This window comes from Clostridium folliculivorans, assembly GCF_024341905.1.
GTDB lineage: Bacteria > Bacillota > Clostridia > Clostridiales > Clostridiaceae > Clostridium_AR > Clostridium_AR folliculivorans.
Genome location: NZ_BQXY01000001.1, coordinates 1,411,642 through 1,431,126 on the forward strand (window position 1 = coordinate 1,411,642; position 19,485 = coordinate 1,431,126).

A 19,485-nucleotide genomic window follows, 5' to 3' on the forward strand; every position below is an offset into this window, starting at 1 on the left:
CTTATACATCAGTAAAGTATAACAGAAAAAGGAGAATAACTATGCTTCAATCAATTGTGCATATTGCTTTGGTTGTAAGAGATTATGATGAAGCAATCGAATTCTACACACAAAAACTTAAATTTGAATTAGTAGAAGATACATATCAACCTAAGCAAAATAAAAGATGGGTAGTAGTATCTCCACCAGGTTCAAATGGAACAACAATATTACTTGCAAGAGCATCTAAGTTAGAGCAAGAAGATTTTATAGGAAATCAAGCTGGAGGAAGAGTTTTTCTTTTCTTAGGAACTGATGATTTTTGGCGTGATTATAATGAAATGATTAAGGCAGGGATAGAATTTGTTAGAGAGCCTAAAGAACAAGATTATGGAACTGTGGCAGTATTTAAAGATTTGTATGGTAACTTATGGGATTTAGTTCGGTTTAGTAAAGGACATCCTATGTCTAAAAGAGTGAAGTAAATTAAGAATTTGAAATCGTATGGGGGAACAGAAAATGTTTATAATCAATTTAACTTACATTAAACCACTTGAGGAAGTTGAAAAGTATTTGACAGAGCATATTGGATTCTTAAATAAATACTATTCTAGCAACAATTTTATTTGTTCTGGGCGAAAAAATCCTAGAATTGGCGGAATTATTTTATGTAATGCGAAAGACATGAAAGTAGTTGAAGACATTATTAATGAAGATCCTTTTAAGAAAAATGCAATCGCAGATTATGATATAGTAGAATTTCAACCAACAAAGTATGCTGAAGACTTCAAGGTATTTGTTGAATAAATTCCAATCTGTAAGGAAGAGAAATCTTGTAAAATTCATAATTAAGGATATGAACTTTATATTTTATACATAAAAAAATTACTACAGGGAAACTTTCTCTGTAGTAATTTTTTAAAAAATATCAAATATTAAAGATTTGTTTTTTACAATTACTTACTTATATAATGAGCCTTATTCATATTTATTTGACCAGGTTTTAATAAGGGCATATGCATCAGCATTCAGGACTTTCTTAGCATTTTCTCCTGTGCATTTTTTCAAGGCATGGTTGTTAAGGTGTTTTTTGAAGTCCTGCATGTGTTCTATTGCATTGTCTTTTCTTCCCTTATCAAGCTGATGCTGTGCTTGATCAAGACTGTTGGTAAGTTGAGGTATTATTGGTCCGATGAGTTCACCGGTTTTAATATAACCATCTATGAGACTTCTCATGGAAGCAATACTTGTTGTAACTGTAAATGAGAAGTTATCCTTAAGGACATTGCCTGCATTATCCTTAGCTGTTATGACAGCAGTATAGCTACCAGTTTTCCCTGCGAAGTCTAGTGTTAATTTGGATTGTGTATTAGGATCAATGGTATAGTTCTTATCTCCTATGACAAGCTCTGCTGAAGCAATACCTGAGAGATCATCCCAAATACTGAAGGTCAGAGGAAGATTATCGTCAAACACTGTAGCTTTATTTATTACCTTTCCATTTAAGGTAAAGCTGTATGCTGGAGGAGTTTTATCAACCATAACGCTGACGAAACTGTTTTTAGTTACTCCACGGAGGGTTACAGATACAGTAATGTTTGTTTTTCCTTCTCCTATTCCTGTAATAACTCCATTTTTATCAGCTGCGGCTATATTTTCATTATCACTGTGGTATATTATTGTACCGTGGCTTAAGTCCGCCTTACTGACATCAGTTAAAAATCCCTTTACGGACAGTTGTGCTGTGTCTCCAGGTTTTAAAACAGATTTATCAGCACTGAGCGTGATTTTATCAAGTGGTGGTACATATTTTACAGTGACTTTTGCAGTTACAATTAATTCAATTGGAGTAGCTGGCTGCTCTACATCTTCTGGTAGAGTGAAGGTTCCTGTTGCAGTTAACTGTCCTGCCTTGCTGCTGTCAAAGTTTGCAATGGTCCAGTTTAGAGGTACTTCATAAACTTTTCCCCAGTTGTCAGTAATGGTAGTGGTTTTAGCAAAGGCTGCAAGTGCTTCTTCTATACTGGTACCACTTTCTATTTCTATATCAGTAGCCGGCTGGATTTTTTTAAGTAAATTTTTTATCGGTGATAGAGTGGCTCCTTGAATAGAAGTATTTCCGCCATCCATATCATTTGTATATCTTACTGTTACGGTCTGAGCTTTAAAACCGCTGCCTGGTATGAAATCTACTGTCCAGCAAGTATAGCCATTGCCATTTGGAGAACTGAAATATTCAACAACTGGCTTTGATTTGCCGTCTTCAGAAATAACTTCAAATTTTCCGTCATTCTTCCAAGTGGTTGTATAAACCTTTAATCTGCTTGGTTTGTCAACTTTTACTTTGATTTCGGAACCTTTATTTGCTCCCCACACATATACTGCCTGAGTGGCATTATCGGCATTCTGTACAGGGGCTCCATCATTCCAAGACATATTTATCTGTGAATCTCCTAGACGATTCTTGCTGGCAGAGCTCACAAGGTCCCCGATAAGCTGAGCTCCGCTCTTATAATTATAGGAATTTGCATCATCTAAGCCATAATGAGCCCAAGAGGATGTTCCTTCCTGTGATAAATTCACTTTTCCAGTAAAGGCTTCTCCATACCCTGTAATATAATCCTTCTGATTAGGGTCTATAGCTGAAAGAGTTACTCCTTGTATAGAGGTGTTTCCTCCGTTTACGTAGGTACTATCAGTAGTATACCTAATATATAATCTCTGCTTTCCTATCTTGCTACTATCTGGCTTTAAATCCAATGACCACATAATATATTCATTGCCAGCAGGGGAGTCATAATATGCAACTGCAGGCTTTGCTAATCCATCCTTATCAACATATTCAACAGGTTGTTTAAGGCCGTTTTCATCCTCTTTCAGTATCTCGAGTTTACCTTTTGCTTTCCAAGTTGTAGTATAAACCTTCAATCTCTGTGTTTCTTGAGAGGTGAGATCTACTGAAAACTCTGAAGAATTACCAGGATAGCGGATAAAGGATGAGTTTATTACTCCGTCAGCCTTCTGCACCGGAGCTCCATCACTCCATGACATGGTGATTCTCGAATCTAATACCTGTTCAAGCCCTGAGTTTCCAATGACCTTTAGCTCACTGATTTGTTCATTTCCGTTTTTATGGTTGAAACCAGTTGCGTTTCCAAGGCCGTATTGTGCCCATGCAATTTTTCCTTCTTCAGTTAAGTTAACAGCTTCTTTGAATATTTTTCCTTTAAAATCTTTAACGTCAATCTTTGGATTTACAAGGGTAAGCTTATCTATAGCGGCTTTCAATACATTTACTGCTGCATCTACCTCTATCTGTGATGGATCAGAAGTATCCTTTACTGATATTGCGGCTTTATGGGCATTCATAAATGCATTCCAGGAATCTTTTGTATAATCTGCTTCTGAAGATGACTGAAATATTTTTTCTGCTTGACTAAGTTCTGATACTAAGCTTGATCTATCAACATTATTGGCTTCAACTGAATAGGTTACTTCTATTACTCTTTTACCTGATACTGAAGCCTTTGGCACTACTACTTCAACTATATCGCCATCCCGTGAGCCGCCATTGTTTACAAAAGGCATTGCGCTTTCAGCTTTGTTTTTAATTGAAAATTCAGCGTTTACACCATCCACTGTAACGGATTTTGGAACAGGATTTTTCCATTCTGCAGTTTTATGCAGTCTAACTACCCAGGAACGTTCGCTTATGGCACCATCGAAGGTTCCTTTTGCTGGGTCTATATTTACAGTGATTTTCTTGCTTGTATCGTCAACATTTGCGTTCATTTCAGTAGTTCTGAAGGCGCCATTCTTATAGTTATTGCTCTGAGTGTCGTCTTCATATAGATGTGATTTTGCTTCATTAACAACACTTGGATATAGGTCTAAAGTAACAGAATCCCATGGCTTTTCTCCGGTATATGACATCTCTGGAGCAAGAGGTACCATGGTTCCAGCCTTTATATATATTGGCATTTTATCAATAGATACGTTAGTAGTGATAGTCTTAGGACCGGTTATTACGTTTCCACTCCAGGCATCAATCCAGTTTCCTTCAGGAATCCATAAGGTTCTGGAAGCGTCTGTACTTGGTGCTGCAGATTTCCACTTCAGACTGATCAGTGCATCTCTAGCACCTTCATTATATTCAAGCTTTATCGAATGAGTTGTACCTTTAGCTAATGTAATATTTGCGTCTAGTGTTGAGGAATCATGAGGTCCCCACGCATCTATTACAAGCTTGTCATCTATATACATACGGATTCCATCGTCAATAGTGGTAGCCAATATTGCATCCTGGTCTCCTACAGTAATACTTCCTGTCCATCTTGCACTAAAGTTATCTGCTGGCACACCACTAGCAGGGCTGTTGGTTCCCCAGTTAAAATTCACTGAACTGTCAGTTCGAGTCAAAACAGGGCTGCCTGACAAATTGTTATTTGAATAATATTCACCTTTTAGTCCTGTAGAGCCATCGCTAGTTTTTAACCAATCTGATGGTACAACTTTATAACCGCTGGTTTCTTCTAGTACTGGTGCTACAAGTATTCCATCTCCCAAAAGGTATTGAGTATTGCTGCTTGCTTCTTTATAATTTGGGTAATAAAAATCGCAGCGCCTCAGCATAGGTGTTCCGGTGTCATAGCTTTCTCTTGACAATGAGTAGAATAGAGGTAGTAAGCGATATCTCATCTTAACAAAATCTCGTGTTATGTTTTCCGCAGTTTCACCAAAGGTCCAAGGCATTCTTGTGTAATTTAAAGTACAGTGAGGTCTTGTTATAGGAGATAACGCACCATACTGAAGCCACCTAATATAACCTTCAGTGGTTGGATTGGAGGTATGTCCTCCCAAATCAGCACTGGTGTATGGATAGGTTGCATACATACCGTTGTAAACAGCATTATCAACCTCTCTCTGAAGAGATGAAAAGTCTGGTTGGATATCGCCTGTCCACTGAATTGGGTAACGATGAGATGCAATTGATGGAGCGCTGTTGCGGTATCCATTGTCTATTCCATCTACATTGGCCATAATCATAGGACGTTTGTTTTTATCAGCATCCGCAGTAATCCAATTATACATGTACATGCCCCAGGTTTCTTTTATAAGACCAGCTGGTGGAGTTAATGCAACACTCCAGTTCCTGTCATACCACCAGGTGTCTAGTCCTTTATCTAAAAGTCCACGAAGTCCGTTATTACGGAATGAAACCTCCTTAGAGTCCAATGCACCAGCAACTGGCTCAGGATGATCATTGAACATAACTTTCACATTTTTATCATGTGCAGAACTTAAAAATTGGGTCATATCAGGAAAACAATCTTTGGCTATATCATATCCAGTTGAACCGTTTACACGCCAATCAGTGTCAACAACCAGATTATCAAGTGGAATGTCATGAGCCCTGTAGTCATCTATTTGCTTTAGCGCAGAAGTATCAGTATATTTGTACCAACGGCTGTCCCAGTATCCTAATGCGCTAAGTGGAACCATATCTGTATGTCCTGTAAGGTCTAAAAAATCCTTTCGAAGTTTTTGTCCATCTCCATTTGGCAAAAATACATACATATCAGGAGCGTTGTTGTCTAGATCCCAGCCATTGTTAGCTGTTTCTGTGGGAGCTGGATTATAGCCCCATTCTGCAGGTACCATTCTAGGGTTGTCCGCAATTGCCCATGCCAAAGTCTTTTCACTTGTAGCAGGTAGCCAAACTTTTTCGCTTGGCAGTGAAGTGTAGGTCCAAATCTTAGTTCCATCTGGCTTTGTGATGTCGATACCACTTAGAGAAGTTGCTCCCTGTGGTACTTTTACAGTAAATTGAGAGGTGTTTATATAATCGTAACCGTTAGCTGTTGCCCGTGTACACTCAGTTCCAGACCAAGAACGGTTCACAACAAAATAGGTCTTACGGTCTTCAAACCCCTTTGATCCCTTTACCTCCAGCCTTACAAGGGTAGAAGATAGAACCTGTACTCTGACATTTCCAATGATGATGCCTGTTTTCGCTTCTTCAGAAGATACTTTAGTCCCGACATTCAAATTCGGCTGTTCTGATGCGAATGCTTTGGATACGTATACATTACTCAGGACGAAGAAAAGCATAATTAGAAATGCAATGTATCGTTTTAGTTTTGCTTTCAGTTTCATTTTACTTATTTCCTCCTTTTAAAGGTATAGATTTATCTAGGATATTGTTACTATATATTTCCATTATAACGATATATTTTACTACCTTCAAGTGGGATTTAAAGATGAAACACTTCAATCCAAAATCTATTTTCAAAACTCCTCTAGTTTCTGAGAGGAGAATTTGAAAATATAAATTTAATTATGAAGTGGTTCATCTATATGTGTTCTTAAAAGACTTTATTATGACTCATAGAAGAGAGAAAGGGATGAGCTTTATGTCCCATAATTTCAATAACCGTTAAAGAGTACTTCGGCGGGGAAATTCAGAAATTACGTAATAGTTTTTAAGTTGATACATAGCATGCGAGAATTCCAGAGTGTAATAAATGAATTGGAATATAAATTTTTTTGCTAATAATACAGAAGAAACATAGATAAATTTAGAATATGGTGCTATAAAAGGCATCATAAGCAGATGTGATTTTAGTTTTAACTCTTGGAATAATTTGAATATAGTTGGTTTTATAAGCAATGTTGTACTTACAAAATATGTTATAATTAATAGGATAAGTAATAATTTATAATACTGTGAATAGCAATTTTCGAGGTGAATTTATATGGATTTTAGATTGGCTGATATTAACGACTTACCAAAACTCAAAGCTGTGTATAGAAACATAATTGATAATATGAACAGAAATAACATACAAATTTGGGATGAAATCTATCCCTGCGAGTTTTTTAGAGATGATATTGAAAATAATCGCCTTTATATATTGGTGGAGGACAATGATGATATAGTTGCAGCATTTGCGCTATGTGAATCAAATGCTGGAGAAAGTTATGTGAAATGGGGAAATACCCATGAAAAGGCATTATATATTGATCTTTTTGGAGTCAACGTTGATTATTCAAGAAGAGGAATTGGCAGTATAATGCTTAATCATGCTATTACACTCACTAAGCAGAAGAAAGCTAAATATTTAAGGCTTTTTGTTGTGGATATAAATAAACCAGCTATTAATGTATATCTGAAAAACGGATTTAAGCGGGTATATGGAATCTATGAAGAAAAAATTGATGATAACATTATATTACGTGAATATGGATTTGAAATAGAAGTATAAAGGTAACACAAATTCTAATTTGCAATGGAGGAAGATATGGATAAAAGTGTAATTCACATATATGGAGCATCAGGTTCAGGAACCTCTACATTAGGTAAATTTATATCAGAGCAGCTTGGATATACTTTTATGGATACAGATGATTACTTTTGGCTGCCAACAGATCCGAAGTACATAGAAAAAAGAGATAAGGCTGAATGGCTTCAAATGATGAAAAAAGACATTTTACATTCAGATAAGGTTGCTATTTCTGGTTCGCTTGTGGATTGGGGAGATGAGTTAATTCCATATTTCACTTTGGCAGTTCGTGTGGTAACAGATAAAAATGTTCGTATTGAACGTCTAAAGAAAAGAGAAAAGAAAAATTTTGGTTCACGTATTGAGCTAGGTGGAGACATGTACAAAAATCATATGGAATTTATTGAATGGGCGGCTGCCTATGATACTGGAGACACTAATATGAGAAGTAAGGCAGAGCATGATCAGTGGGAACAGCTGCTAAAGTGTAAACAAATTACTGTAAATGGTGAAGAGGATTTGAAATGTAATTTAGAACTTATAAAAAATGCACTTATGGCAGAGTAAATCTCAGCAGTATAAATAACAATTAAAAAACTACTACTCCCTTAATAATAGTAGATTTTGTATAAAGAATGATATAGAAATGTCTATTACCTTTATTCCAGCATTTAGAAATATTAAAATTATATCAGACATAAAACTTATTTAAAGCAGATTTAAAGATGAAACACTCCAATCCGAAATCTATTTTCAAAACTCCTCTGGGCTCTGAGAGTAGAATTTGAAAATATAAATTTGATTATGAAGTGGTTCATCTTATGGCATTTTATGCATTAAAATACTATATATTAGATCTGGAATTAAATAAGCTGTGATAATTAAAGGTGGTGGATATTTGATGGAAAATATAATTAAAAGACCATATAGAAGACTTTCTGACTTTATGAAGGTGTATCAATTTATGATTGAAAACTACTCTGTTGACTGGGAAAATGGTGCTCCTGCAACATTTTTTGAATATGCACAAATGTTATTTTGGACTGACAATTCGCAAAGTCATAGAAATGCTATTTGGGAAGATAATGGTTAGATAGTTGGATTTTGTTTTTATGAATCTCAGATTGGTAAGGCATTTTTCAATTTGAAAGAAGGATATGAAAAGCTTATACCGGAAATGATAGAGCATGCAGAGCAACGTTTAAGTAAAGATGATGGAAGTTTAGAGCTTAATCTCTTTATGAGTCAAAAAAATGTGATAGAAGTTGCTAAAAATATGGGATATGAAAAAACAAATGAATGGCGATATGGTATTTATGATTTTTCTAAAGGACCTTTGAAATATCAATTGCCAGAAGGTTTTTCCTTCGAGGAACCTGGAAGACATGATATGAAGAAAAAGATAGAGGCATTTTGGAGAGGTTTTGACCATGATACAGAACCAGAAGGTGGAGTAGAACGCGGATATAATTTGATGTCGGCTCCACATGCAACCCCTGAATTAGATGTTGTTATTAACAACTCCAAAGGCGAGTATGTTTGTTGTGCAGGGATGTGGATGGTTCCTGAAAATAATCTGGCATATTTAGAGCCATTAGCTACAGTTCCAGAATACAGAAAAATGGGACTTGCTTCTGCTGCATTATCAGAGTTATATAAAAGAACTGTTGCTTTAGGAGCAACACATATGACAGGCGGAGGAAATGGATTTTATTTTGCAATTGGCTATGAGCCCTTGGTGAAATGGTCAGTATGGAGGAAAGGGTAGGAGGGTTTTACTTATGAGATTTGAAGATATAGTAGACAATGATTTTAATGGCTGTATTTCTATAGTTAAAAACGGAAACGACATATTTCAAAAAAGCTATGGTTATGCTGATTTACCAAATAAAATTCCAAATAGTATTAATACAAAATTTGCTACAGCTTCGGCAGGTAAGGCTTTTGTTGCAGTTGGGATTTTGCAATTAATAGAAGCTGGAAAACTAAGTTTTGACGATAATATAGGAAATTTACTTGATTTTGATTTAAAGGGCATTGATGAGAAAATTACAGTGAAACAGCTGCTGTGTCATACCTCTGGAATCCCAGATTATTTTGATGAAAGTATAATGAGTGAATATGATGAGTTGTGGAAGGATTTCCCTAATTATAAAATTAGGAAGTCATCTGATCTAATACCACTTTTCATTAACAAACCTATGATGTATCCACCAGGAGAAAAATTTCAATATAATAATACTAGTTTCGTTGTACTGGGGCTTATAATTGAGAAATTGACAGGTCAGTTATTTGATGAATATTTAAAAGAGAATGTTTTTGAACCTTCTGGTATGTATGATACAGGTTACTATGAATTAGATAGATTACCTGGAAATTGTGCTAATTCATATATATATGATGAGAAACGTGAAGAATATTATACTAATATTTATAGCGTAGATGTGAAAGGAACTGGTGCAGGTGGAGCATTTACTACTGTTTTAGATATAAATAAGTTTTGGCTAAATCTATTAAGCGGGAAGCTTATTTCTAAAGAGATGCTTGAGCAGATGTTAAGTGTACAAAGCAGCAGTAATTCACAATACTATGGGTATGGCCTTTGGCTTAATAAGGTAGGAGATCATACTTATACACCATATTTTCAAGGCTGCGACCCTGGAGTAAGTTTTATATCCAGTTATGATACTGCTACTGATATCTGCATTACTGCAGTAAGTAATTTTGGCTGTAACGTGTGGAAACTAAGAAGGAATATGACTGATTTTATTAAATCGGAGGAAAGTTATGAAAAAGATAGATAAAATCAATGGAATAGCTCTTTGTGTGATAGGTCTAATTGTAGTAATTGGAGCCATAGCTCTAATGATCAGCCAGTCAAATAAAACCAAAGAAGATGTTAAAGTTAAGATAACTGGCAGTAAGATTGCAATAGAAGGGCAGTTCGGTACAACCATTGATGCTAAAGATATCTCCGAGATAAAGCTCCTTGACACCTTACCTACTATTGGAACAAGAGTTAATGGTGCAGAAAGTGGAGAATACAAAAGAGGAGATTTTAAGGTAGATGATCTTGGTACTTGTAAGCTATTTATAAATTTAAAGAATGGCCCATTTATCTATATTGAAGCTAATGATAAATATATAATCAATTTTAATGATAAGACAAAAACTTTAGATGTATATGATAAGTTAAAGGAAGCTATTAAGTAATAAGATAAAAAGCACTTTAATATAAAGTAGATATGAAAGAGGAGAGGGCTAATAGTAGATGATTTAGTGTTAAGGAACCTTTTAAATATAGATAAGATAGTAATTGAATAAATACAGAAGGGTATATATACATGGATAAAATGGTAAAGTTAATAATCTTAAGAGGTAATTCAGGAAGTGGCAAAACAACGACAGCCAAGGCTCTGCAAAAGAAATCTGGACATGGTACAATGCTAATTTCACAAGATGTGGTTAGAAGAGAGATGCTATTTGTGAAGGATGGACCAGATGCAGTAGCAAGTGAGCTGTTAAGCGAATTAGCCCTATATGGAAAGAAACATTGTAATATTGTGATTTTAGAAGGAATTTTAAACTCAAAGTGGTATGAAGGACTTTTCAAAAATTTACTTAATGAATTTAATGATCAAATCTTTGCTTATTACTTTGACATACCTTTTGAAGAAACTCTAAATCGTCATAAACAAAAACCTAATGCTCATGAGTTTGGAGAAAAAGATATGAGAAGCTGGTGGAAGGAAAGAGATTTAATAGGGTTTATTCCTGAGGTATGTATAAATAAAGAATTAGACCTAAATGAAGTTGTGGAAATGATTTATCAGGATACTATAAGATAAGAATTTAGACAAATAAGGTTTCAGAATTTTTCCGTAAGTTTTGAAACCCTATTATCATATGTTTTTAAAACTACCTTTTATGGAGTTACCCTCTGCTATCTAAAAATGAGGTGTATACTTGGCTAAATAAAGTAGGTGACTTATATATTTACATGCGTCCCTTATACAAAACAGGTATTGCAGCTGCTATAAGGATCATGCCCATAAAAGCAGGTGCGGCATGACCTAGTGATACATAGATTTGACCTCCAATGATAGGGCCAATCATTCTTGCTAAAGCTTGAATAGATTGGCTACCTCCTTGAATCCTTCCTTGTTCACTAGAATCCACAGACTTTGAGAGCATCCCATTGAAGGAAGGCCCGAAGATCGAATCACCAAAACCATATATAAACATTCCAACGATTAAAAGAGGATAGAAGGAGAACAAGGCTGATGCAGCAATAAGACCGTAGCCTATAATCTCAGAAGTCATTCCGAGAATCGCTATCTGCTTATCACTAAGTTTCTTCAAAAGCCTTGGCATTATGAGGCCTTGGGAAACAATGTCTTGGAAGCCCATAATTGAAAACATAAGTCCGATTACTGCAGGCTTCCAACTGAAAGTATCCATGGTAAATTGTGAAAATACTGCTTGTAAAGATCCATTGGGTATCCAAAGTAAGAATGCTGAAACAAGTAGTCTTTTTAAAGTTTTCATGGAAAGTATACTTGCGAGCTGTGTAAATGGATTAAGTCTTACAAGGGTAATCTCTTTAAGTCTATTATTCTTATCTAGGCTTTCAGGCATAAAAAAGAATCCATAAACAACATTTAGTAAAGTAATTAGTGCTCCGAAAAACATTGGTACAGAATAACCAAACTTAGCAAGTAATCCGCCTAGAGTTGGCCCGATGATTGTGCCCATACCTACAACCGCACTCATCCATCCAAAGTATTTAGTTCTCTGTGATGGAGGAATGATGTCTGCAAAATATGCGAAGATAGTACTTATGCTGCCGCCAGTTATACCTTCAATTATACGTCCTAAAAATAGTACCCATAGTGCTCCGCCTATACCAAAAACTAAGTATCCTATTGATGAACCTAGTAGGCATATCAAGAGTAGTGGACGACGTCCATACTTGTCACTCAAAGCTCCAAGTGCTGGTGCTGCAAAAAACACGCAGACTGCATAAACAGATGTCAGCATAGTAACGACTATTGCTTGCTCTCCAGGACTGCTTGTATAAGGCTCAACTAAAAATGGCACAACAGGTGCTATGATGCTAAAGCCTATACCGCAAAGAAATACAGATATAAGACCGAATATTAAAGCATGTTTGTCTACTGTTTGTTCTGGGCTATGTTCATTGTATGATATAAATTTAGACATTTAAAATCTCTCCTTTAAAGTTACTGTTTTGATTCCTTGGAAACAAATTTATCATATCAAGATTTTGTTTCCTTGTCAACAAAAAAGAAAAAATAAAAAAATCACTAAAGATACCTTCCTTAGTGAATTTTTTGTGTATTTGCCTATGGTTTCCTTTTCAATATTCAAATTTATTCCGACTTAGTATCTACACCCTGTTTTTTTATTTCTTCATCCAAGTGCCTATTATACTTTTTCACGAATTTAAGCATACTATCAAATTGTTCCTCAGTTACTTGCTCAAAAACAGCCTTATCACGTTCTTGAAACTCTTTGTGCAGTTCATCATGGACTTTATAAAGTGCTTTTCCTTGTTCAGTAAGCCTAAAATAGACTTCTTTCTTATTATCTGGTTTCTGATAGCTTTCAATAAGCCCCTTTTGTATGAGCTTTTTAGTTAATTTGCTTATAGCTCCCCTAGTCATATAAAAGGCTTCACCGAGTTTTGTCACGTTGGAATCTACATTTCTTCCAATGTATTCTATACAGTGTACTTCAGAAGACTTATAATCCTTAAGAATGTCTTCCATCTTAAGCTTATTAAGCCAAGCCATTTTGTTAAATACTTCCCTGAACCCAGTCATGACCTGTTCTTGTTTGTCCATTATGTGTCCTCCCGCCCGTTGTTACATTAACAATATTATAGTGAATTTTTGTTTCTATTTCAACAATATTGAAAAAATTATTTAAAGCAGAAGTGAGTCAGTTCCTTGGTATAGTTTAATTGATAGGATAAAAAACTGTATGAAGAAAGCTAGATAAATATTTAGGATAATGAATGGTGAACCTTATATTGTTATGGAAGTTTATGAAATACATTTTAATGAAGCTGATGTTATGATAAGCTATGGTAATGTGGGTAATGTAACTTTATAATACAATTAAAGGTCTTTATAATCTTGTAAAGTGATTAAAATGTGGATTATAAGACATAATTAATACAAAAGTTAAAATCATATAAAGGGGATGATGAAATGAATCCGATAATTGAAGTTAAGAATTTCACTAAGAAATATGGTGATTTTACAGCTGTAGATGATATTTCTTTTACAGTTGAGGAAGGAAGTATTTTTGCTTTTTTAGGGCCGAATGGCGCTGGAAAGAGTACTACGATAAATACTCTATGTACAATATTTGATAAGACATCAGGTACACTTATAATAGATGGAAAAGATGTTGCTACACAAAAAAGTCAAGTTAGATCAACAATTGGAGTGGTATTTCAGGATTCAACGTTAGATTCAAAAATGACAATTGATGAAAACCTTAAAATGCATTGTGTCTTTTATAATGTCCCTAAAAAAGAAGTTGAAGAACGTATCCAGTTTGTTTTAAAGTTAGTTGATTTATTGGACGAAAGAAAGAAATTAGTAGGTGCTTTGTCAGGTGGAATGAAACGTCGAGTAGAAATTGCTCGTGGGTTAATTCACTATCCAAAGGTTTTATTTCTTGATGAGCCCACAACAGGACTTGATCCACAAACACGATCTCATATTTGGGAGTATATTGTGAAACTTCAAAAAGAGAGAAATATAACTATTTTTCTTACGACTCATTATATGGAAGAAGCAGAAATATGCAATAAGATTGCAATTATAGATGGTGGAAAGATAGTGGCCCATGATACACCATATGCTTTAAAAAAAATGTACACTAAAGATAAGGCATATATCACTACAAAAAATGAACCTGAACTTGAAAAGTTGCTCACAGAATTTGAAATAAATTATGAGAAAAAGGATGGCTACTATAAGGTTGGTGCTGAAAACACTAATACTTTATTAGAAGTTTTAAGTTTGCAAAAAGATGTAATTACTGACATTGAAATAAAAAAAGGTACCTTTAATGACGTTTTCTTAGAAATAACCGGAAGAAAAATTAGGGAGGAAGCATAATATGAATACCGTATTTGCATTGTGGAAAAGAGGATTGAAAGCTTTTATAAGAAATAAAACAGGTTTAATTTTTTCACTTGTGTTCCCTTTTTTCTTTGTTTATGTATTTGGTGCTATTTTTAAAATTAACTCAATAGAAAATCCTATTGCATATATGCTATCAGGAGTTATTATAACAACAGTGTTTGAAGGTTCACTTAATCTAGCATCATCTACCGTTGATGATATGGTAAGCGGCTTTATGAAAGAAGTTTTAGTTTCTCCTGCTAAAAGGATAACTGTTGCGCTGGGCCAATTATTATCAGCAGCAACCGTCTCCACTATACAAGGGATTATGATATTAATTCTTGGATTATTTATAGGTATCAAGTTTACTTCATGGGTAACGCCGCTTTGGGTGCTTTTAGCTATGATCAGTGTTGGACTTGTTTTTTCAGGTGTTGGGTTATATTTAGCAACCATTGTACGTAATGGTCAAACATTTCAAATAGTTAAAACCGCTGTAACCATGCCATTAACATTTATATCTGGAGCGTATATTCCCTTATCAATGTTACCTGATACCCTCAGATATGTTGCTTATATTAATCCAATGACCTATGCAACTGCTTTTTTCCGTATGGTTGTTTTGGAAAAAACAAATTTATCCTCTGAAGAGCTTGTGAAACAGGGATTGGCCATTGAAATTCACGGATTTATTGTTACTCCTATTATTTCTTTTACTATAATTATGGGCATAGGCGTTTTATTCCTTATATTATCAACTTATTCATTTGTTAAAACAGATTTTTCACGACTTAACAGAAGTTCAAGTGATGCTAGCGCATTATGGGGATAATAAAAATCAGTTGATGACCACAATATTTACAACTGCCTAAGATCTTCATATATTCTATAATGTTCTGTGTTGAAACTGATCAGTTAATAACATGAAAAGTCTGAGCTATAATTGTTACAGTGAACCTTACACCCAGTAGAAGACGATTTGTCTACTACTGGGTTTGTTATATAGTTAATAATCGAAAAAATTCCAGTCCTTGTAATCAATCTGGTAGTGCTTTCTGGTTAATGCCATTGATTTCTTATTTTGAAAGGATTTTAATTATAAAGATTGCATAAGAGCACTAGAAGATTTTAGGGTAAAAGAGTTTGTAATTTCAGAGGGACCAATGGTGGAAAATGATGCTTTATTGCTTAAAAATACTTATGAAAAACTTATAAGGATATCAAGTTGAAACGCATAGAAGTTCATCTGTAACATAAATTCAACTTGATTAAGAAAAGTAAGAATATGCTATAATTAATAAGATAAGTAATTATTTATTGTAAGGTAGATAGTAGTTTGTAGTTGAGGAAAATATGTATAAAAGTGTAATTCACATATATGGAGAATCAAGTTCAGGAACTTTACATTAGGTAGATTTATATCATAGCGGCTTGGATATACTTTTATGGATACAGATGATTACTTTTGGCTGCCAACAAATCAGAAGTACATAGAAAAAAGATAAAAGAAACATTTTGGTCCACGTATTGAGATAGGTGGAGACATGTACAAAAATAATGTGGACTTTATTGAATAGGCGGCTGCTTATGATACATGAGGCACTGATATTGGAAGTAAGGCAGAGCATAATCAGTGGAAGTGGTTGTTAAAATGCACACAAATTACTGTAAATGGTGAATACGATTTGAAATATAATTTAGAACTTAAAAATATAAGTTTAATTACGAAGTAGTAGCTGGAGGAGTACTTGTGGTAAGTGAATTTGAAAGATTATTAGGTGGTAATTCAACAAGTGTGTATAAGCAGAATGAAACAGTTTTGAGGGAACAGAAGACTTGGAGTTCAACAATACATAGAGTATTGATGCATCTAGAAAAAGTCGGATATACTAATAGTCCACGATTTATAGGAATCGATGATAGTGGAATGGAGGTATTATCCTTTGTCCCTGGAGAATGCAAGGATAACTATCCTTTTACTAATGATAAAAACAAGCAGTTATCAATTATAAAAAAGGTAGCTGAAATGATGCGTAAATACCATGATGCAATGCTATCATTTAAGGAAAAAGAAAAAGATAAGTGGATGTTTTCTTATAATGGGGATTTGGAAAAAGAAGTTATATGTCACAATGATATTGCACCGTATAATATAACATTTGTTAATGATATGCCATATGGAATGATTGATTTTGATACATGTTGTCCAGCCCCTAGAATATGGGATATTGTATATGCACTTTACAGGTTTGTTCCATTTAGTGAGAAAATTTACGATGCTGAAAAACAGAAATATAGGAGCTATGATGTTGATATAGACAAGGAGTTTAGAAAAAATAGTATTGGTGTGTTTTTTGACACATATGGAATGAAATGTCCTAAGGATTTATTTGAGCAAATGATCGCTAGACTACAGGTGCTTGCTGATTTAATTTATAGTGAAGCTAAAAGTGGAAATAGTGCTTTTCAGAAAATGTTGGAAGAGGGACATAGGGATTTGTATTTAGCAGAAATCGGTTTTATTAAAGAACATGCCAAAGAATGGTTGTAATAAAGATGAACTGCTTAAAGCAGTAAGATTCAAATAAAATATATTTATAAAATTAATTAACAAAAGTAGTTAAACGATCAATAGTATGGTTTTTTAATAAGGGAAATAGGATATTTGTATAAATAAGAAGTGATGAAGTGTAACTTGAATGGGGGAGAACTATGGAAAATAAACTTATATTGGTGGAAGGTATACCAGGATCAGGTAAGACCACTACAGCAAGAAAAATAAAAGAAAAATTGATAGCAGAGGGTAAAAAGGTAGTGCTTTATGAAGAAGGAATGTCTCATCCAGCAGATATGTCATGGAACGCATATCTAAGTGAAGAAGAATATAATAACTTCTTATCAAAGTGTTTGAAAATGTGGGAAACTTCAGAAAAGACTATTAGCAAAGAGGAACTGAAGCATAGAATTGAAATACAAATTCGAAGGGAACACAACCATGTTATCTTAGCTTATACAAAAATAGACTTTCCAGAGGGGAATTATTGGGGACTCGTAGGTGAAGTTGCAGCAAAAGAAATATGTGATGGCAGACGTAGTTTAAAAGAGTTTACAGAAATACATTTAAGGCGATGGGAGAGCTTTGGTGAGAAAGCACTATTAGATGACAATATTTATATATTTGAATGCGCCTTTCTTCAAAATCATATATTTGAGTTGTTAGGTGTATATGAAAAAAGCGATGAAGCGATTTTAACCTATCTTACTAATTTATTAAATAAGGTAAAATGCCTAAATCCATGTATTGTATATATTGAGCCTGTTGATGTTGAAAAAGTAATAATGAAAGCAGCAGATGAAAGAAAAGCACCAAATGAATCAAGAAAAGACTGGATTGATGAAATTGCTAATTGGGTTAGCAATACGAATTATGGTACAAACCATAGACTAGCAGGAAGAGAAGGTGTATTTTCTTTTTGCAAAGAAAGATTAAGAATAGACAAGGCGATGATTAGAAATTTAGACATTCCAGTAACTTTAATTAATAGAGATTAGGATTATATAGTATTTTTAGGAGAATGTTTATGGAATTTAATTCATTAATACCAGAATTATCAGTAACTAATATTGAAAGTACAAAGCAATTTTATATATCTATGTTAGGTTTTAAATTGGAATATGAAAGAGCTAATGAAAAATTTATATTTTTATCTTATGGCAAAAGTCAGTTTATGTTTGAAGAAATTCATCCAGGTGGGTGGAATATAGATGTTTTAGAATATCCACTAGGCAGAGGAATAAATTTTTCTATAGCCTGTACGGATATTGAACTGTTATACGAAGTTGTTAAGAATAGCAAAATTAAAATTTATAGAGACTTAAAAGAAACAATATATTTATGTGATGAGAAACAAAAAAGTCAGAAGGAATTCCTTATACAAGATCCAGATGGATATTTGTTGAGATTTACAGATTAACAACAAACAAAGATATAATGGATTTTAATGATAAAACGAAAGCTTTAAATACATATAATAAGTTAAAAAATTATTAAGTAATAAACTAGTCTAAATAAGTAATAGTTATGAAAGATGCTATAGCTAATATTAGATGAGATTGTGTAAAAGTACGTAAATCAGTAAGTTAATAAATTAAGAAGAATATTTATAGGTGGACAAGGCGGTTAAGCTAATAATTTTAAGAGGAAATTCAGGAAGTGGTAAAACTACAACTGGTAAAGCAATACAAAAAAAATTGGACATGGCGCGATGCTGATTTCACAAGATATGGTTTAGAAGGGATTTTTAACTCAAAGTGGTATGAAGGGATATTTCAAAGTTCACTTCATGAATTTAATAATCAAATCTTTGAATACTACTTTGATATACCTTTTGAAGAAACTTTAAATCGACATAAACAAAAGTCTAATGCTCATGATTTTGGAGAAAAAGAAATGATAGACTGGTGGAATGAAAGAGATTTACTAAGTATTATTGCTGAGGTATTTATAAATAAAGAATTAGGATTAAATGAAGTTGTAGAGATGATTTATCAAGATGTTATAAAATAAAAAATATAGATAAGCAGTAATTTTACTTAATAGTACATTAAATAGAACAAGTTTATATGTGTATAAGATATTATTTAGAAAACAGTGCCAAGTGTATCAATTGGTGAAATGTGTCGAATTATGAAGATATACTTAAAAATAGATATGTATCTTAATGTCACGGGATTTTATCCAATTAATAGCTTTAAGCTATATGTTATTATAACTTATGTCGCTGCAACACAGAGCGATAAAGACACGAAAATTTAAAGTTTGTTTTTAGAAAATAAGTTTTAAAAAAGAGTGTTGACAAAGAAATCTTACGGTGGTAAGATGAGTAAGCTGTCACAAAGACGGCGATAAAAACTTGGTCTTTGAAAATTAAACAGAGAAGATAACATAAAGTCTAAAATTAGACTTAAACTAAACCAGCAATTCTTTTGAAAAAAGACTTACTAAGTAAGTAAGCTATGATTAAACTTTAAATTGAGAGTTTGATCCTGGCTCAGGACGA

Annotated in this window: 18 protein-coding genes; 15 read left to right on the top strand and 3 right to left on the bottom strand. The window is 33.8% G+C overall.

Annotated features, from left to right (window positions below):
• Window positions 1-41 precede the first annotated feature (41 nt).
• Together OCU55_RS06370 and OCU55_RS06375 are read left to right on the top strand one after the other, a co-directional pair.
• Window positions 42-464: a VOC family protein gene (locus OCU55_RS06370; RefSeq protein ID WP_261851468.1), complete on the top strand. Its 423-nt coding sequence runs from the start codon at window positions 42-44 to the stop codon at window positions 462-464.
• Window positions 465-498: 34 nt separating this feature from the next.
• The gene (locus OCU55_RS06375; protein WP_261851469.1) at window positions 499-786 is read left to right on the top strand and encodes a YciI family protein; all 288 of its coding nucleotides are present in this window, start codon (window positions 499-501) and stop codon (window positions 784-786) included.
• Window positions 787-957: 171 nt separating this feature from the next.
• Here the strand turns inward: OCU55_RS06375 and OCU55_RS06380 are convergent, their stop codons facing one another.
• A complete protein-coding gene (locus OCU55_RS06380; RefSeq protein WP_261851470.1) occupies window positions 958-6,135 on the bottom strand; it encodes a TIM-barrel domain-containing protein in 5,178 nt (1,725 codons plus the stop codon).
• 599 nt (window positions 6,136-6,734) lie between these two features.
• Here OCU55_RS06380 and OCU55_RS06385 point away from each other — a divergent pair.
• The 7 genes from OCU55_RS06385 (at window position 6,735) to OCU55_RS06415 (ending at window position 11,110) form a co-directional block, all read left to right on the top strand.
• On the top strand, window positions 6,735-7,244 hold the full coding sequence (locus tag OCU55_RS06385) for a GNAT family N-acetyltransferase (RefSeq protein ID WP_261851471.1): 510 nt from the start codon (window positions 6,735-6,737) through the stop codon (window positions 7,242-7,244).
• 36 nt (window positions 7,245-7,280) lie between these two features.
• The gene (locus OCU55_RS06390) at window positions 7,281-7,829 is read left to right on the top strand and encodes an AAA family ATPase (RefSeq protein WP_261851472.1); all 549 of its coding nucleotides are present in this window, start codon (window positions 7,281-7,283) and stop codon (window positions 7,827-7,829) included.
• Window positions 7,830-8,163: 334 nt separating this feature from the next.
• On the top strand, window positions 8,164-8,355 hold the full coding sequence (locus OCU55_RS06395; RefSeq protein WP_261851473.1) for a hypothetical protein: 192 nt from the start codon (window positions 8,164-8,166) through the stop codon (window positions 8,353-8,355).
• A 51-nt stretch (window positions 8,356-8,406) separates the two neighbouring features.
• Complete coding sequence (locus tag OCU55_RS06400; RefSeq protein ID WP_261851474.1) at window positions 8,407-9,030, top strand: GNAT family N-acetyltransferase; 624 nt, start codon at window positions 8,407-8,409, stop codon at window positions 9,028-9,030.
• 13 nt (window positions 9,031-9,043) lie between these two features.
• Complete coding sequence (locus tag OCU55_RS06405; RefSeq protein ID WP_261851475.1) at window positions 9,044-10,066, top strand: serine hydrolase domain-containing protein; 1,023 nt, start codon at window positions 9,044-9,046, stop codon at window positions 10,064-10,066.
• On the top strand, window positions 10,050-10,475 hold the full coding sequence (locus tag OCU55_RS06410; protein ID WP_261851476.1) for a hypothetical protein: 426 nt from the start codon (window positions 10,050-10,052) through the stop codon (window positions 10,473-10,475). The genes OCU55_RS06405 and OCU55_RS06410 overlap by 17 nt, the downstream gene beginning before the upstream one ends.
• A gap of 131 nt (window positions 10,476-10,606) precedes the next feature.
• The gene (locus tag OCU55_RS06415) at window positions 10,607-11,110 is read left to right on the top strand and encodes a kinase (protein ID WP_261851477.1); all 504 of its coding nucleotides are present in this window, start codon (window positions 10,607-10,609) and stop codon (window positions 11,108-11,110) included.
• Window positions 11,111-11,258: 148 nt separating this feature from the next.
• Here OCU55_RS06415 and OCU55_RS06420 read toward each other — a convergent pair whose 3' ends face one another.
• Together OCU55_RS06420 and OCU55_RS06425 are read right to left on the bottom strand one after the other, a co-directional pair.
• Window positions 11,259-12,485, bottom strand: a complete 1,227-nt coding sequence (locus OCU55_RS06420; protein ID WP_261851478.1) for an MFS transporter — start codon at window positions 12,483-12,485, stop codon at window positions 11,259-11,261.
• A gap of 170 nt (window positions 12,486-12,655) precedes the next feature.
• Entirely contained in the window at window positions 12,656-13,129 is a 474-nt protein-coding gene (locus tag OCU55_RS06425; RefSeq protein WP_261851479.1) for a MarR family transcriptional regulator, read from the bottom strand.
• A 369-nt stretch (window positions 13,130-13,498) separates the two neighbouring features.
• On the opposite strand from OCU55_RS06425, the gene OCU55_RS06430 reads away from it, so the two are divergent.
• From OCU55_RS06430 to OCU55_RS06460, 6 genes are all read left to right on the top strand, one after another.
• Window positions 13,499-14,419 (top strand): ABC transporter ATP-binding protein, encoded by a 921-nt coding sequence (locus tag OCU55_RS06430; RefSeq protein ID WP_261851480.1) that lies wholly within the window; start codon window positions 13,499-13,501, stop codon window positions 14,417-14,419.
• Between the two features lies 1 nt (window position 14,420).
• The gene (locus tag OCU55_RS06435; protein ID WP_261851481.1) at window positions 14,421-15,257 is read left to right on the top strand and encodes an ABC transporter permease; all 837 of its coding nucleotides are present in this window, start codon (window positions 14,421-14,423) and stop codon (window positions 15,255-15,257) included.
• Window positions 15,258-16,175: 918 nt separating this feature from the next.
• Complete coding sequence (locus OCU55_RS06445; protein ID WP_261851482.1) at window positions 16,176-16,976, top strand: phosphotransferase; 801 nt, start codon at window positions 16,176-16,178, stop codon at window positions 16,974-16,976.
• 161 nt (window positions 16,977-17,137) lie between these two features.
• Window positions 17,138-17,977 carry a P-loop NTPase family protein gene (locus tag OCU55_RS06450; RefSeq protein ID WP_261851483.1) on the top strand — a complete coding sequence of 280 codons (840 nt, stop codon included), beginning with the start codon at window positions 17,138-17,140 and terminating at the stop codon, window positions 17,975-17,977.
• Window positions 17,978-18,006: 29 nt separating this feature from the next.
• The gene (locus OCU55_RS06455) at window positions 18,007-18,399 is read left to right on the top strand and encodes a bleomycin resistance protein (RefSeq protein ID WP_261851484.1); all 393 of its coding nucleotides are present in this window, start codon (window positions 18,007-18,009) and stop codon (window positions 18,397-18,399) included.
• A gap of 239 nt (window positions 18,400-18,638) precedes the next feature.
• Window positions 18,639-18,992, top strand: coding sequence for a P-loop NTPase family protein (locus OCU55_RS06460; RefSeq protein WP_261851485.1), 354 nt, complete (start codon window positions 18,639-18,641; stop codon window positions 18,990-18,992).
• Window positions 18,993-19,485 lie beyond the last annotated feature (493 nt).

Bases quoted from the DNA above. Each gene is read 5' to 3' on its own strand.
- OCU55_RS06455 (WP_261851484.1), top strand. From the start codon at position 18,007: ATGGAATTTAATTCATTAATACCAGAATTATCAGTAACTAATATTGAA.
- OCU55_RS06420 (WP_261851478.1), bottom strand. From the start codon at position 12,485: ATGTCTAAATTTATATCATACAATGAACATAGCCCAGAACAAACAGTA.
- OCU55_RS06385 (WP_261851471.1), top strand. From the start codon at position 6,735: ATGGATTTTAGATTGGCTGATATTAACGACTTACCAAAACTCAAAGCT.
- OCU55_RS06390 (WP_261851472.1), top strand. From the start codon at position 7,281: ATGGATAAAAGTGTAATTCACATATATGGAGCATCAGGTTCAGGAACC.
- OCU55_RS06450 (WP_261851483.1), top strand. From the start codon at position 17,138: ATGGAAAATAAACTTATATTGGTGGAAGGTATACCAGGATCAGGTAAG.
- OCU55_RS06415 (WP_261851477.1), top strand. From the start codon at position 10,607: ATGGATAAAATGGTAAAGTTAATAATCTTAAGAGGTAATTCAGGAAGT.
- OCU55_RS06375 (WP_261851469.1), top strand. From the start codon at position 499: ATGTTTATAATCAATTTAACTTACATTAAACCACTTGAGGAAGTTGAA.
- OCU55_RS06380 (WP_261851470.1), bottom strand. From the start codon at position 6,135: ATGAAACTGAAAGCAAAACTAAAACGATACATTGCATTTCTAATTATG.
- OCU55_RS06425 (WP_261851479.1), bottom strand. From the start codon at position 13,129: ATGGACAAACAAGAACAGGTCATGACTGGGTTCAGGGAAGTATTTAAC.
- OCU55_RS06435 (WP_261851481.1), top strand. From the start codon at position 14,421: ATGAATACCGTATTTGCATTGTGGAAAAGAGGATTGAAAGCTTTTATA.
- OCU55_RS06395 (WP_261851473.1), top strand. From the start codon at position 8,164: ATGGAAAATATAATTAAAAGACCATATAGAAGACTTTCTGACTTTATG.
- OCU55_RS06410 (WP_261851476.1), top strand. From the start codon at position 10,050: ATGAAAAAGATAGATAAAATCAATGGAATAGCTCTTTGTGTGATAGGT.
- OCU55_RS06405 (WP_261851475.1), top strand. From the start codon at position 9,044: ATGAGATTTGAAGATATAGTAGACAATGATTTTAATGGCTGTATTTCT.
- OCU55_RS06430 (WP_261851480.1), top strand. From the start codon at position 13,499: ATGAATCCGATAATTGAAGTTAAGAATTTCACTAAGAAATATGGTGAT.
- OCU55_RS06370 (WP_261851468.1), top strand. From the start codon at position 42: ATGCTTCAATCAATTGTGCATATTGCTTTGGTTGTAAGAGATTATGAT.